At 68.4% G+C, this 14,514-nt stretch carries 13 protein-coding genes; 4 read left to right on the top strand and 9 right to left on the bottom strand.

Annotated features, from left to right (window positions below; genetic code table 11):
- From GXZ33_RS11285 to rho, 7 genes are all read right to left on the bottom strand, one after another.
- Nucleotides 1-452, bottom strand: a 452-nt coding sequence (locus GXZ33_RS11285; protein ID WP_291341158.1) for a FoF1 ATP synthase subunit a, incomplete at its 3' end; no start/stop codon positions are given.
- Between the two features lie 507 nt (nucleotides 453-959).
- Nucleotides 960-1,403 (bottom strand): hypothetical protein, encoded by a 444-nt coding sequence (locus GXZ33_RS11280; protein ID WP_291341156.1) that lies wholly within the window; start codon nucleotides 1,401-1,403, stop codon nucleotides 960-962.
- Between the two features lie 32 nt (nucleotides 1,404-1,435).
- Nucleotides 1,436-2,611, bottom strand: coding sequence for an MraY family glycosyltransferase (locus tag GXZ33_RS11275; RefSeq protein WP_291341154.1), 1,176 nt, complete (start codon nucleotides 2,609-2,611; stop codon nucleotides 1,436-1,438).
- A 9-nt stretch (nucleotides 2,612-2,620) separates the two neighbouring features.
- Entirely contained in the window at nucleotides 2,621-3,280 is a 660-nt protein-coding gene (locus GXZ33_RS11270) for an L-threonylcarbamoyladenylate synthase (protein ID WP_291341153.1), read from the bottom strand.
- 4 nt (nucleotides 3,281-3,284) lie between these two features.
- On the bottom strand, nucleotides 3,285-4,121 hold the full coding sequence (gene prmC / locus GXZ33_RS11265; protein ID WP_291341161.1) for a peptide chain release factor N(5)-glutamine methyltransferase: 837 nt from the start codon (nucleotides 4,119-4,121) through the stop codon (nucleotides 3,285-3,287).
- Nucleotides 4,114-5,187 carry a peptide chain release factor 1 gene (gene prfA / locus GXZ33_RS11260; RefSeq protein WP_291341152.1) on the bottom strand — a complete coding sequence of 358 codons (1,074 nt, stop codon included), beginning with the start codon at nucleotides 5,185-5,187 and terminating at the stop codon, nucleotides 4,114-4,116. Before prfA ends, prmC begins: the two co-directional genes overlap by 8 nt.
- Nucleotides 5,188-7,191, bottom strand: a complete 2,004-nt coding sequence (rho, locus tag GXZ33_RS11255; RefSeq protein ID WP_291341151.1) for a transcription termination factor Rho — start codon at nucleotides 7,189-7,191, stop codon at nucleotides 5,188-5,190. It abuts the gene before it with no gap.
- A gap of 378 nt (nucleotides 7,192-7,569) precedes the next feature.
- Between rho and GXZ33_RS11250 the strand changes: the two genes are divergently transcribed.
- From GXZ33_RS11250 to GXZ33_RS11235, 4 genes are all read left to right on the top strand, one after another.
- Nucleotides 7,570-9,318, top strand: coding sequence for a long-chain fatty-acid--CoA ligase (locus GXZ33_RS11250; protein ID WP_291341150.1), 1,749 nt, complete (start codon nucleotides 7,570-7,572; stop codon nucleotides 9,316-9,318).
- A gap of 11 nt (nucleotides 9,319-9,329) precedes the next feature.
- A complete protein-coding gene (locus tag GXZ33_RS11245; protein WP_291341149.1) occupies nucleotides 9,330-10,478 on the top strand; it encodes a site-specific DNA-methyltransferase in 1,149 nt (382 codons plus the stop codon).
- Nucleotides 10,479-10,532: 54 nt separating this feature from the next.
- Nucleotides 10,533-11,267 (top strand): molybdate ABC transporter substrate-binding protein, encoded by a 735-nt coding sequence (modA, locus tag GXZ33_RS11240; RefSeq protein WP_291341148.1) that lies wholly within the window; start codon nucleotides 10,533-10,535, stop codon nucleotides 11,265-11,267.
- Between the two features lie 250 nt (nucleotides 11,268-11,517).
- Nucleotides 11,518-12,282: a helix-turn-helix domain-containing protein gene (locus GXZ33_RS11235; RefSeq protein WP_291341147.1), complete on the top strand. Its 765-nt coding sequence runs from the start codon at nucleotides 11,518-11,520 to the stop codon at nucleotides 12,280-12,282.
- On the opposite strand, the gene thrB is transcribed toward GXZ33_RS11235, so the two are convergent.
- Together thrB and GXZ33_RS11225 are read right to left on the bottom strand one after the other, a co-directional pair.
- Nucleotides 12,279-13,205, bottom strand: a complete 927-nt coding sequence (gene thrB / locus GXZ33_RS11230) for a homoserine kinase (RefSeq protein ID WP_291341145.1) — start codon at nucleotides 13,203-13,205, stop codon at nucleotides 12,279-12,281. The genes GXZ33_RS11235 and thrB overlap by 4 nt on opposite strands.
- Before the next feature lie 13 nt (nucleotides 13,206-13,218).
- Nucleotides 13,219-14,496 (bottom strand): homoserine dehydrogenase, encoded by a 1,278-nt coding sequence (locus tag GXZ33_RS11225; RefSeq protein WP_291341160.1) that lies wholly within the window; start codon nucleotides 14,494-14,496, stop codon nucleotides 13,219-13,221.
- Nucleotides 14,497-14,514: the final 18 nt, after the last annotated feature.

Here is a 14,514-nt window from a genome sequence, read left to right as displayed (position 1 = left end):
CCGAAGCCGTAACGCTTGGCACCGGCGTAGATCATGGCGACATAACCGAAGAGCGCGAGGACGATCGGGAAACCGATTCGCGCGTTCGGGGAGATGTTCAGACCCGGGATGATCGTCGGGATGTTGAACGCCAGGACGGCGAAGAAGATGGTGGCGATGACCGGCAGGAACCGGCGCCCCTCCTTCTTGCCCAGAATGTCCTCGGCGATGTGAACCCGGACGAAATCCAGAGCGAGTTCTGCGAAGTTCTGCAGGCCTGACGGAACCAGCTTGGGGCTCCGGAAGGCGACAAGGAAAAGGACCGCCACGATGATCGTCATGAGAATGCGGACGAGCATCAGTCGGTCCAGTGCGAACCACCCGTTTGCAACATCTGCAAACAACATGTGGCCGTAGTATTGCCCCGGGAAAAATTCAGGATCCAGTTCGGGTGCGTGGAATTCGCCCCTCATGGCCAGTGTTGTAACGCTCAGCGTTCTCTCCCGTGTTCGGGCCGTGTGCGGAGGGTTAATTCCCACACGGTGCGATGGACGTCTGAAAAACTCTTTCCGGCACCGCCTCGGACTCCGTCGCACATCAGCGAGGGCGGTGACAGGGGATGAACCACAGACCCGTTCTGCGTCTCCTTGTGGATCCCACAGGTGACGCGTTCAACTTGCCGGGGTAACCCGCAGGAAAGCTTATCAGGGTCCCCCCGGATTCTCGCGCAGCGCCTCAATATGTTTCCTGACGTGGCGCGATACACCCCCAGCTTCTCCACAGGAACGCCACGAAAAGGGCCTCGAACGGCACTTTTGGGGACCTTTGTAAGGTCGGTCACATGTATTCCCGGGACTCCCCTGACGGGGGTGGTTACCCCCTCCCCGATGTCCCCGGAATGCGAAACAGCCCCTCTGACCACTCCCCCGTTGTGGTGCAGAAAGGCTGTTGTCCCGGTGCTTGCCGACGCGCCCTCCGCCTCAGCTCACGTACGTGACGCGGGCGGTGATCACGCCCCACACCTCGGTCGCCAGGACGGCGATGAGAGCCAGTACCAGGGTCACGAGGAGAGCCATGCGGTCGTAGAACTCCATGTCCCGGATGAGGGCCAGGACGATGATGAGCACCACGATCTTGAGCAGCCAGCTGCCCAGCACCACGGCGCCGGTGGTGGCCACGTTCGTCGAGGACGTGAACAGCACGCTGGCGGCGGTCATGAGGACGAAGCCGCCACCGATCGCCGCTCCGATGAGCACACCCCAGATGCCGGGCAGATCCCGCATACCGCCCCACGCGGCCAGCGAGACGATCGTGATGACCACGAGCGCGATGCTGCCGAAACGCACGGCGCGCAGCAGCGGCCGGCGGGGGTCGTCGTAGTCGGAGGTCGCGGTGGGCTCGGGTGAATTCTCAGCAGTAGTCACGCTCCCGGATCCTACCCGTCACCGCCCCGGCGTCAGAGTGAGGGATCGGTGTGGATGACCACGCGGGTGGGCGGGGGCTGTCGGCCGATCTTGCCGGCGCGCAGCGGGATGAGGGTGACCACGAAGGCCACGACGAGCGCGAAGGCACTGGCGGCCACCGCCACCCGGGACGGGACGATGGAGAAGCTCACCGCCCCGAGGGTGACCACGCAGACCCACATGTAGAGCACGAGCACGGTGCGTCGGTGGGTGTGGCCCAGCGAGAGGAGCCGGTGGTGCAGGTGCAGCTTGTCCGCCGCGAAGGGCGAGTGGCCGCTGGCCAGGCGTCGCAGGACCGCCAGGACAAGGTCCAGGACCGGAACGAACACCGCGGCGGCCACGACGATGATGGGGCTCATGAGGGCCACGATGTCGGCGGTGCCGTAGAGGGACATGTTGATCTTGCCGGAGGCCGAGGTGGAGGCTGCGGCCAGCAGCAGGCCGATGAGCATCGAACCGGAGTCCCCCATGAAGATGCGGGACGGTTCGAAGTTGTGCGGCAGGAAACCCAGGCACATGCCGACCAGTCCCGCGGCGATGATGGCGGGCGGGTAGGCGGAGACCGCACCGCCCTGGTCGTGGAGGACCGTCAGGGAGAAGAGCAGGATGGCGCCGCCGGCGATCATGCCCAGGCCGGCGGCGAGCCCGTCGAGCCCGTCGACGAAGTTGATGGCGTTGATGAGGGCGACCGTGAAGATCGTGGTCACGATCGTGGCCTGCACCTGGTCGAGCACGAGCGTCGTGCCGTCCCCGACGGGCATGTAGAGCAGCGTCCACGACAGGCCCAGGACGCTCATGATGATGGCCGCGAGGATCTGCCCGATGAGTTTCGTGATCGCGTCGAGTTCATAGAGGTCGTCGAGGATACCGACCAGGACGATGGCGAACGCCGCCCAGACGACGGCGTTCATCTCCGGGGTGATCGGCATGAATCCCCTGGTCAGGGCCGGTAACTGGTTGGCCAGGAAGACGGCCGCCAGGAAGCCGGAGAACATCGCCACCCCGCCGAGGCGCGGTGTCGGCTGGGTGTGCACGTCGCGCTGGCGGATCTCGGCGACCCGCCCGGAACGGACCATGACGGACCGGACCACGCCCGTCGCGAGGTAGGTGATCGCCGCTGCCGCGAGGATCACCAGGCCGATTTCGCGCAGCGGGACGCCTGCTCCCATGCCCGCCCCCTAGGGTCGCGTCCGCAGGAGCTCGGCGTCGACTCCGAGGACCTCGCCGATGCGCTCGGCGGTGATGGCCCCTTCGCGGAGCAGGTACGGGCGGGGGCCGGAGAGGTCGATGATGGTGGAGGGCCTGCCCACCGGGGTCTCCCCGCCGTCGAGGTAGACGGCGACGGAGGTGCCGAGCTGCTGCTTCGCGGAGATCGCGGTGGTCGGCGGCTCGTGGCCGGAGATGTTCGCGGAGGACACGGCCATGGGGCCGACCTCACGGAGCAGCTCGATGGCGACGGGGTGCAGCGGCATGCGCAGCATGACGGTGCCGCGGGTGTCCCCCAGATTCCACGGCAGCGAGGGCGCCTGCGGGACGACGATGGACAGCCCGCCCGGCCAGAAGGCCTGGACGAGCGCCTCGGTCTGCGGCGGGAACTCGCGGACGAGGCCGCGGATGGTGTCCCAGGAGCCGACCAGCACCGGCACGGGCATGTCGGGGCCGCGCCGTTTGGTGGCCAGGAGGTTGGCCACCGCCTGGTTGTCGAAGGCGTCGCAGCCCAGCCCGTAGAGCGTGTCGGTGGGCAGGACGACCAGCCGGCCGCTGCGGGCGGCCTCGACGGCCGCGCTGATGCCCTCGGCGCGGGAGGTCTCGTCGGCACAGGAGTAGATGCGGCTCATGGGCTTACACCTTACTCGCCGTGACAAACCGCGCCCGCCCGGTCAGGTCGTGGAGCACCGCGATCTCCCGGAACCCTCCGTGAGCTGCGAGAACGTCCTGCACCGCCCGGGAGGTGGTGTCATCGTGCTCGATGCCGACGAGCCCGCCGGGACGCAGCAGGGCGTGGATCGTCGGGATGAAGGCCTCGATGACGTCCATGCCGGAGGCCCCGGAGAACACGGCCTCCGGCGGGTCGGCGTAGACCTCCCGGTCGAGGTCCGGGGTCTCGGGGACGTAGGGCGGGTTGGTCAGCACGAGGTCGACGGTGCCGTGCCACTCCCCCAGCAGGCCGGGGTCGGTGACGTCCCCCGCGACCATGTCCACGGTGGTGCCCGCCGCGTTGCGGCGTGCGTAGTCCAGGGCCACGGGATGCTTCTCGACGCCCGCGACCTCCGCCCCCGGCACCTCATGCGCGACGTAGAGCGCGAGGGCACCGGAGCCGGTGCACAGGTCGACGACACGGGGGGTCGGGGTGCCGAGTGAGGCGAGCTGACGCACACCCCAGTCGGCGAGGACCTCGGTCTCGGGGCGGGGGATGAACACCCCCGGGCCGACCGTGAGGTCGAGCGGCCCGAAGGGGGCGACACCCAGGATGTGCTGGAGCGGTTCGCGCCGCTCGCGGCGCGCGACCATCTCCTCGAAACCGGCCGGGACCTCGTCGTGGAACGCCACGTCGAGGGGACCGCAGCCGAGGAGGTGGGCGGCGATGAGGCGGGCGTCGACAAGCGGCGACGGCACGCCGGCCGCGGTGAGACGCTCCGCGGCGTCGAGAAGCGCGGCGCGGAGCGACACCCTACTCAGCCTCGAGACGCTCGGCGCGCTCCGCCGCCTTGAGGGCGGTGAACAGGTCGTCGAGGTTGCCGTCGAGGACGGAGTCCAGGTTGTTGGCCTTGAAACCGATGCGGTGGTCGCTGATGCGGTTCTCCGGCCAGTTGTAGGTGCGGATGCGCTCGGAGCGGTCCATGTTGCGCACCTGCGCGGCACGGCCCTCGGCGGCCTCGGCGTCGGCCTTCTCGCGCTCGATCTGCTCGAGGCGGGCCTGCAGGACCTGCATGGCGCGCGCCTTGTTCTGGATCTGCGAACGCTCCTTCTGACACGTCACGACGATGCCCGTGGGCAGGTGGGTCAGACGCACGGCGGAGTCGGTGGTGTTGACGCCCTGGCCGCCCTTACCGGAGGAACGGTAGACGTCGACGCGCAGATCCTTCTCCTCGATGGTGATCTCGCCGGCGTCCTCGGTCTCGGGGAAGACCATGACTCCGGCGGCGGAGGTCTGGATGCGGCCCTGCGACTCGGTCACGGGGATGCGCTGCACGCGGTGGACGCCACCCTCGAACTTGAACACGCTCCACGCACCGTCGCGGGAAGGGTTCTTCGCACGGATGGACAAGGTCATGTCCTTGACTCCACCGAGGTCGGACTCGGACAGGCCGAGCACCTCCCAGGTGAAACCGTGCTTGTCGGCGTAACGCTCGTACATGCGGGCCAGGTCGCCGGCGAACAGCGCGGCCTCCTCGCCACCGGCGCCGGCCTTGATCTCGATGATCACGTCATCGGCGTCGTGCGGGTCACGCGGGGCCAGCAGATCGGCGAGCTGCTCCTCGAGCTCGACCTCACGGGCCGCCAGGCGCTCGGCCTCTGCGGCGAACTCCTTGTCCTCGTGGGCCATCTCGCGGGCGACCTCGAGATCGTCACGCGTGCTCACGAGATCGTTGTTCACCTTGATGATCGGCTGCAGCTCGGCGTAACGCTTGGAGAGCTTGCGGAACAGGGCCTGGTCACCGGCGGTCGCCGGATCGGCCATCTGGGCCTCGATGCCCTGGTACTCGGAGACGACATCGTCCACCGCGGAAACATGGGAACTCATTTAGGAGTAGTCCTCCTCGTCCTTGTCGGCGGCCATCGGGGCGGAAGAGGCGACCTGCATGAGGAACTCACCGTTGCTCTTGGTCTTCTTCAGCTGCTTGATGAGCAGATCGATGGCCTGCTGCGGATCCAGTGCGGACAGGATACGACGCAGCTTGTGCATGATGCGGGCCTCCTCCGGGGCGAGCAGCAGCTCGTCCTTGCGGGTGCCCGAGGGGTTGACGTCGACGGCCGGGAAGACGCGACGCTCGGAGATACGGCGGTCCAGCTTGAGCTCCGCGTTACCGGTGCCCTTGAACTCCTCGAAGATGACGGTGTCACCGGCGGAACCGGTCTCCACCATCGCGGTGGCGATGATGGTCAGCGAACCACCGTTCTCGATGTTGCGGGCCGCACCCAGGAAACGCTTCGGCGGGTACAGCGCGTTCGAGTCGACACCACCGGAGAGGATGCGACCCGACGCCGGCGAGGAGTTGTTGTACGCACGACCCAGGCGAGTGATGGAGTCGAGCAGGACGACGACGTCCTTGCCCTGCTCCACCAGACGCTTGGCACGCTCGATGGCCAGCTCCGCGACGGCGGTGTGCTCTGACGGCGGACGGTCGAAGGTGGAGGCGATGACCTCACCGTGGACCGAACGCTGCATGTCGGTGACCTCCTCCGGACGCTCGTCGACAAGCACCACCATCAGGTGGCACTCCGGGTTGTTCGTGGAGATCGCGTTCGCGATGTTCTGCATGATCGTCGTCTTACCGGCCTTCGGCGGGGAGACGATCAGCGCACGCTGACCCTTGCCGATCGGCATGATCAGGTCGATGACGCGGGTGGTGAGGATCTTCGGGTCCGTCTCCAGACGCAGACGCTGGTTCGGGTACAGCGGCGTCAGCTTGGAGAACTCCGGACGGTTCCGCGCCTCCTCGATGCTCAGACCGTTGACGGTGTCGACGCTGACCAGCTGGTTGTACTTCTGACGGTTACGGCCCTGACCGTGGGTCTGGGCGGCACCCATGCGCACCTTGCCGGTCACGGCGTCACCGGCACGCAGACCGGAACGACGGATCAGCTGGTTCTGCACGAACACATCCGCCGGCGAGGCGTGGTAGCCGGTCGTGCGGACGAAGGCGACGTTGTTGTCGACGATGTCGAGGATGCCCGCCACGTCCTGCAGGTCAGCGGAATCATGCTGCTGATCATGCTGCTGGTCGTGCTGGTCTCCCCCACGGCCGCGACGGTTACGGCGGCTGCGACGACCACGACGGCCCTCGCCGTCCTGGTCCTGCTGGCGCTGGCCACGCTGGTTGCGCTGCTGGCCCTGCTGCTGGCCGGAGTCACGCTCGGAATCCTGACGGTCCTGGCGATCCTGACCGTCCTGGTCCTGGCGGTCCTGACGGTCCTGTCGCTGACCACGCTGCTGCTCGGAGCCGGACTGCTGGTCCTGCTCACGCTGGCCGTGACGGGCCCGGTTGCGACGCGCGCGGCGGGCGGCGGAGCGGGACTCGTAGCGCGGCTCCTCGTCGGAGTCACGGGAGTCGCCGGAGTCACGGGACTCCTCGGCCTGCCCGGTCTTCTCTTCCTGCTCAGCGGCCGGGGCCGCCTCAGCCTGGGCCGGCTGTTCAGCTGCGGCCTCGCTCTTGTCAGCCTTCTCAGCCGGAGCGGCCTCCTCGGCCTTCTCCTGGCTCGGACGGCTGGTGCGGGTGGCACGGCGGGTGCGCTGCGGGCGCTCGGCCTTCTCGGCCGGCTCTGCCTGCTCAGCCGGAGCGGCCTCCTCAGCCGCAGGTGCCGGAGCTGCCTGGGCCTGGTCTGCCTCTGCCTTGTCGGCGGTCGGCGCGGCGGCACGCTCACGGGCGGGCACGACGCCGGTCTGGATGGCAGTGATCAGATCGCCCTTGCGCAGGCCGGAGACCCCCTTGAGGCCCTTCTCCGCGGCGATCTTGCGCAGCTCGGTGAGCTTCAGCGACGCGAGGTCGGTGGAAGATGCTGCGGTGGCGGTGTCCGTTTCGGTCACGGATGTCCTTTCCTTGCTTGACCAGTCTTCGGCGCGTCATGGGCGGAGCGCGTCACACGCCGACTGGAAGCCTTCTGTGGAGTTGAGCGACTCGACGCCTCCCGTGGATCACCCACGCAGACGTGGGTGGTCCTCATGTGAGGACAGCAGGGGGACGGAGCCGTACTTCAGTGGTTGATCAGACCGGACCGAACCTGGGACCGCAACCTTCCGGGCCGGGGCAGCTCGGGGCCGCCTGCAGCGGAGGAAGGAGGGTGGACGCGTGATCCGGGTGGACTATGGGCCTGGGTTGAAGATGCAGACCCCCGTCGATCTCCGGACAGTGTACCGCATGCCGCACACACTATCGCATCGACCCTCCCGGCTAGAGTGTTGGTCATGCTCTCCACCATGCAGAATGTGCCGCTGTCGATCTCACGGATCCTGGAGTTCGGCGCGACCGCGCACGCCTCGACGAAGGTGACCACGTGGCGCACGGACAACGCCGAGGAGACCACCTTCGAGGAGGTCCGCGCGCGGGCGTCGGCACTCGCGCACGCCCTGCGTGATGATCTGGGGATCACGGGCGACCAGCGGGTGGGTTCCTTCATGCACAACTGCGCGGAGCACCTGGAGGTGCAGTTCGCCGTCTCGTGCATGGGGGCGGTGTTCGCACCGTTGAACAAGCAGCTGATGACCGACCAGGTCCGGCACATCATCAACCACTCGCAGATCGAGGTCATCGTGTGTGATCCGCGGCTGGCGGGCCTGCTGGGCCGCGCGCTGGACGGGTGCCACACGATGCGTGCCGTGGTATTCACCGGGCTGGAGCCGCTGGGTCCGCTGGCGGAGAAGATCCCGGAGCACCTCGCGGTGTACTCCTACGAGGAGCTTCTCGACGGCCGCTCGACCGTCTTCGACTGGCCCGTCCTCGACGAGGAGACCACCGCCGCGATCTGCTACTCGACGGGTACCTCTGGCGCCCCGAAGGGCGTGGCGTACTCGCACCGTTCCATCTTCCTGCAGGCCATGTCGCTGCGTGCCACCGATTCCCTGTCGGTGTCGCACGGCGAGTCCTTCCTGTGCTGTGTGCCGATCTACCACGTGCTGTCGTGGGGCGTGCCCTATGCGGCGTTCATGTCGGGCACTCCCCTGGTGTTCCCCGATTCGGATGTGTCGGCGCCGACGCTGGCCCGCCTCATCGCGGCCACCCACCCCCGTGTGGCGCACGGCGTGCCCACGCTGTGGATCCAGCTCATGGTGCACTACCTGCACAATCCCCCGGAGCGCATGTCGCTCACGGAGCTCTACGTCGGTGGTTCGCCGGCCCCGCCGATCCTCATCCAGCTGTGGGAGGAGCGTTACGGCGTCGATGTCATCCATGTGTGGGGTATGACGGAGACCTCCTCGGTGGGCACGGTCGCCCGTCCGCCGTCGGGCTCCTCCGGCGAGGCCCGCTGGGCGTACCGCGTGAGCCAGGGACGTTTCTCGCCGCTGCTTGAGTACCGGGTGGTCAACGACGGGGTGGTCGTCTCCTCGACCGACCGTAACCAGGGTGAGCTGCAGGTCCGGGGCAACATCGTGACGGGAGAGTACTACCACTCGCCCACCGAGGACGGCGACGGTTCCGCCAGCCAGTTCCGTGGCCGAGAGGTCGACGACGCGGAGGAGCTGTTCACCGCGGACGGCTGGCTACGCACCGGTGACGTCGGTTCGGTCACCGCCGACGGCTACCTCACGGTCTCCGACCGCGCGCGTGACGTCATCCGCTCCGGTGGTGAGTGGATCTACTCCGCCATGCTGGAGAACCTCATCATGAACTCCCCGGAGGTCGTGGAGTGCGCGGTCATCGGCTACCCGGACGAGAAGTGGAGTGAGCGCCCGCTGGCGGTCACGGTGCTGCACGAGGACATCCCGCAGACCCGCGGGACCGCCGAGCAGCTGCGTGACCAGCTCCGCGCCACCCTGCCGGGCTGGATGCTGCCCGAGTACTGGACGTTCGTGCAGGACATCGACAAGACCTCCGTCGGCAAGTTCGACAAGAAGGACCTGCGGAAGCACCTCGCGGACGACGAGTTCGAGATCATCAAGCTCAAGGGTCCGGGCGAGAAGGATGAGCAGGAGGTCGCCGAGGGGGCCGGGGGCTAGGATCGGCAGGCATGCACCGCGCCGTCGACAATCTGCTCATCCAGGGCGAGAACCTGCAGGTTCTCCGCCATCTGGCGGACACCCACGCCGGGCGGGTGCGCATGGTCTACATCGACCCGCCCTACAACACCGGCAGCGGTGACTACCTCTACGCCGACGCGATGCCGCGCGCGCAGTGGCTGTCGTTCATGGCCGAACGTCTCGAGGCCGCCCGTCCCCTGCTCGTCGATGACGCCGTCATCGCCATCCAGTGCAGCTTCCACCAGTCCGCACACCTCGAGGTGCTTCTCGACGCCACCCCCTGGCTCCACAAGGTCATGGTCCTCCATGTCCTCGTCCGTCACCCCGACCGGGCCCTGACCGCGGACAAGCAGTTCAACGACGTCGTCGAGCAGATCCTCATCTACTCCACCGACCCCCGGTTCCGCATGCCCCGCCGCATCCGCGAACGGGACCTCAGCCAGTACCGCTGGGACGTGGAGATCACCGGCCCCGGCACGCCCGCCGAGCTGGGCGGACGCGCCTGCCGGATCTACCGGCCGGAGGAGTGGCGCAAGGTGGACAACGGCGCGGGTGAGGGCACGTTCCGCACCCACTCCATCCGCGGCAGCCTGCGGGAGAAGAACTCCTCGGGCCGCTTCTGGGTCGCCCACCTCGAGGGTCTCGGCCTGGAGCCGATGTCCCTCATCCAGGTGCCCGACATCGGCGACGACGGCCTGGGACACCGTTTCTTCCACACCCCGAAGTCCGGCAACCGCAACGGCTCCTATTTCCAGGGTGTACCGCAGTCCAGCGACGTCACCGCCCTGCCCTACCCGAACTTCGCCGACTTCCACGCCGAGTTCAACCGCGTGTCCACCGAGGGCGGCGTGAGCTTCCGCAACGGCAAGAAACCGGAGGCGCTGCTGCGCTTCCTCATCGAGCTGTTCACCGCACCGGGTGACGTGGTGCTCGACTACCACCTCGGCTCCGGGACAACCGCCGCGGTGGCCCTGAAACTCGGCCGCCGTTTCCTCGGCGTGGAGCGCGAGGACTTCGCCGAGACCGTCGCCCTGGCCCGCCTGCGCGCGGTCATCGCCGGCGAGCAGTCCGGCATCTCCGCGGACGTCGGCTGGACCGGCGGGGGCTCCGTCGAGTTCCACCGCCTCCGACATCTATGATTGACGTGAAAACCATCTCCCCTGGTTGGGTCGCCCCGGCCACCGAAGGACCCCATGCGCCGCCACCTGCTGCTTCTCCCCCTCCTCGCCGTACTCACCGCGGCGGGGTGCGCCCCGGCCCCCGCCGGAGGTGACGGGGCGGAGCTGCTGGTTCTCGGGGCGTCGTCGTCACGTGTCATCAACGAGGACCTCGCCGCACTCACCGACACCCGGCTCACGTTCCTCAACGCCGGTTCATCCACGCTCATCCAGCAGCTCGCGGACGGCGCCCCCGGTGATGTCCTCATCACCGCTGACGAGGACTCCATGCAGCAGGCCGTCTCCCTGGGCGTGGCCCGTGACCCCCGGGTGGTGGCCACCAACTCGATGACCATGGTCGTGCCCGCCGGCAACCCGGCCGGCATCACGTCGGTGGAGGATCTGGCCGAGGCTGCCGTGATCGTCTGCGACACGCGGGTCCCCTGCGGCGCCTCCGCGCAGCGGATCAGTGAGGCGCAGGGCATCACCCTCGAGCCGGTCTCCCGCGAGCAGTCCGCCCTGGATGTCCTGGGCAAGGTCATGGCCGGGCGGGCCGACGCCGGCTGGGTCTACCGCACCGACGCCCGGGCCGCAGGCGCCGCCGTGGAGATCATCGACATCCCGGGAGCCGAGGACCACCCCAACTCACTCATGGCGGCGGTGACCACGACCGTCGTCGATAAGCAGGCGGCGACGGAACTGGTGTCCCTGCTCCGCTCCCCGGAGATGACCCGGGTGTGGGAGAAGCACGGATTCCTCCCGGTGCCGTGATCCTGCCCCGCCCGGGACAAGGGTGTATTGGTGAACATGGAAATTGACACCAAGACGATGTGTCGCGGACAATTGGCCGGGACAGGCACTGTTCCCGCTGACAGTGGGGATGCGGTTTGCGCCGGGACAGCAGAGTCGTCACTTTCCCCCGGAGGGTGGCGACCTTTCATTCGTGCGAACACGGTCGTCACCGAGGCGACCGCCATCACGCGACATGTGCTGCACCGGACATGAGGAGGTTTCGGTCCCGATGACGGACAACCGGCCGCCCCGCCCCGCCGCGGAGCTCTACCCTGAGTCACTGCAACTCAGTGCGAAGCAGCGCGAGGTCCTCGACCTGCTGCAGACCTACCCGCAGGGGGCACGGTCCGCCGACCTGGCCACCGACCTGGGCATGCACGTGAACACCGTCCGCGGGCACCTCGACGAACTCATCGCCCGCGGGGCCGTCCACGCGCACACCGCCCCGGCACAGGGCCGCGGTCGCCCCTCCCTGATCTTCCAGGTCCGGATCCCGGACAACCGGGCCATCGCCCGGGAGTACATCTCACTGGTGGAGTTGCTGGCGTCGATGCTCGTCGACATCGAGTCCCCCGGCCCCGAGACGATCGGGAAGGCCCGGGAGATCGGGCGTCTCTGGGCCCGGCGCATGGCCGAGCGGGTGGATTCTCCCGCAGACACCCCCGTGGCGGAAGGCGGGGATGCGATGGACGCGGCGCTCGACCGCCTCCAGGTCACCCTCCGCGAACTGGGTTTCGACCCGACGTTCCGACGTGCCCGGGAGAACGGGACAGACGACCCGGACTCCGTCGACATCGAGCTGAATGCCTGTCCCTTCGTCGCCGAGGGACACTCCCCCTCGCTCGTGGTCTGCGCCATCCACGAGGGTTTCCTGCAGGAGACCGTCGGCACCGCCCCCGTCCGGCTGAGCCTGCGCCCCTTCCACCCCTCAGGTGCGTGCTCGGTGGTCGCCGACCGGGTGGACCCGGCCGACGACCCCGCCGGGGAGGTTTAGGCCCGGCTGACCTCGACGGTCGCCGGACCGGCGACCTCGAGCTCGATGACACGCAGACCCGCGGTGCGGGCGTCCTCGAGGATGGCCTCCTCGATCGGGTCGACCGACAGGACCATGCAGGTCGGGCCGGCGCCGGACAGGTACGCGGCGTACCCCCGGTTGCGCAGGCGGTTGACCCACTCCGCGGTCACCGGCAGCACATCGGCGCGGTAGGGCTGGTGCAGGCGGTCACGGGTGCCCTCCCACAGCAGCTCCGGGTGATTCTGCAGCGCCACGGTCATCACCGCGGTACGCGAGACGTTGAAACGCGCGTCCGTGTGGGTGACGTGGCTCGGCAGCACGCGACGCACCGCCTGGGTGGAGGCGTGGAAGTCCGGCACGAGGGCCGTCGCCCGGATGCGCTTGTCGACGTCCACCGCCACCGCCCGGTAACCCGGCTGGGAGCCGTCGACCGGGGTGGTGGTCCAGGAGACCACGGCGGAACCGAGGACGGAGGCCGCGGCGTTGTCCGGGTGCCCCTCGAACGCGGAGGACAGCTGGACCACCTGATCCGTGGTCAGCGGGTTACCCGCCAGACCGTTGGCGGCCAGGACACCCGCGACCGCGGCGGCGGCGGAGGAGCCCAGACCACGGGACTGCGGGATGGCGTTGGTGCACACGACGCGCAGGCCCGGGGCCTCGGCGTGCGCGGCGTTGAGGCCCGACCGGATGGCCTTGACCACCAGGTGGGAACCGTCGCGGGGCAGGTCGTCGTCGCCCTCACCGAAGACCTCGACCTCGAGACCCGCCTCAATGACCTCGACCTCGACGGTGTCGTAGATGCCCACGGCCAGGCCGAGGGTGTCGAATCCGGGGCCCAGGTTCGCGGAGGAACCGGGGACGGTGACGGTGACCTTCGTGCCCACCTCAAGCTGGATGCTCAAACCTCGACGCTCCTTAGATGAGGCGCAGAACGCTGTCGACGGCCTTGACGGCCGAGGCCTTCTTCAGATCCTCGACGGTGGCGGCCAGGTCGGACTCGCGTGCCGAGTGGGTGACCACGATGAGGCGGGCGAGATCGCCGGCCTCCTCCTGGCGGACGGTCTTGAGGGAGATGTCGTGAGCCGCGAAGATGGTGGACAGCTCGGCGAGGACACCGGTGCGGTCCTCGACCTCCATGTCGATGTGGTAGCGGGTGCGCACGTCACCGAGCTCGGCGATCGGCAGGTTCGCGTAGGTGTTCTCACCCGGGGCGCGGCCACCGTGGACCTTGTTGCGGGCGGCGCCGACGAGGTCACCGAGGACGGCGGAGGCGGTCGGGGCGCCACCGGCACCGTTGCCGTAGAACATCAGGCGTCCGGCTGCCTCGGCCTCGACGAAGATGGCGTTGTAGGACTGGTTGACCGAGGCCAGCGGGTGGTCGACCGGCACGAGAGTCGGGTGGACGCGGCTGGCGACGGCCTCCTCGCCGTTCCGGTCGGTGATGCGCTCACAGATGGCGAGCAGCTTGATCACGTAACCGGCGTCGCGGGCGGCCTCGATGTCCTCGGCGGTGACCTTGGAGATGCCCTCGCAGCTGACGTCGTCGAACTTGACGCGGGTGTGGAAGCCCAGGGACGCGAGGATGGCGGCCTTGGAGGCGGCGTCGTGGCCCTCGACGTCGGCGGTCGGGTCGGCCTCGGCGTAGCCCAGGCGGGTGGCCTCGGCGAGCGCGTCGTCGTAGGTGGCGCCGGTGGACTCCATGGCGTCGAGGATGAAGTTGGTGGTGCCGTTGACGATGCCGGAGATACGCAGGATGTTGTCACCGGCGAGGGAACGACGCAGCATGCCGACGACCGGGATGGCGGCGGCGACGGCGGCCTCGAAGTAGAGGTCCACGTTGGCGGCGTCGGCGGCGTCGGCGAGCTCGTCGGCGTGGGCGGCGACGAGTGCCTTGTTGGCGGTGACGACGGACTTGCCGGCGCGCAGGGCTGCCAGGACCAGCTCGCGCGGGTAGTCGATACCGCCGATGACCTCGACGACGATGTCGACGTCCTCGCGGTTGATGAGGCTGAGAGCGTCATCGGTGAGCAGCTCCGGGGCCACGCCCTCACGCGGCTTGGAGAGGTCGGACACGGCCACACCCTTGATCTCGAGCGGACCGCCGATGCGGTGCGCGAGCGTGTCGGTGTACTCGCCCATCAGGCGCAGCACCTCAGATCCGACGGTGCCGTGGCCGAGAATGGCGACGCCCACCGGCTCGCCGGCTCCCTT

This window comes from Corynebacterium sp., from assembly GCF_012838985.1.
Taxonomy (GTDB): domain Bacteria; phylum Actinomycetota; class Actinomycetes; order Mycobacteriales; family Mycobacteriaceae; genus Corynebacterium.
This window is presented reverse-complemented; position numbering and strand designations above follow the sequence as displayed.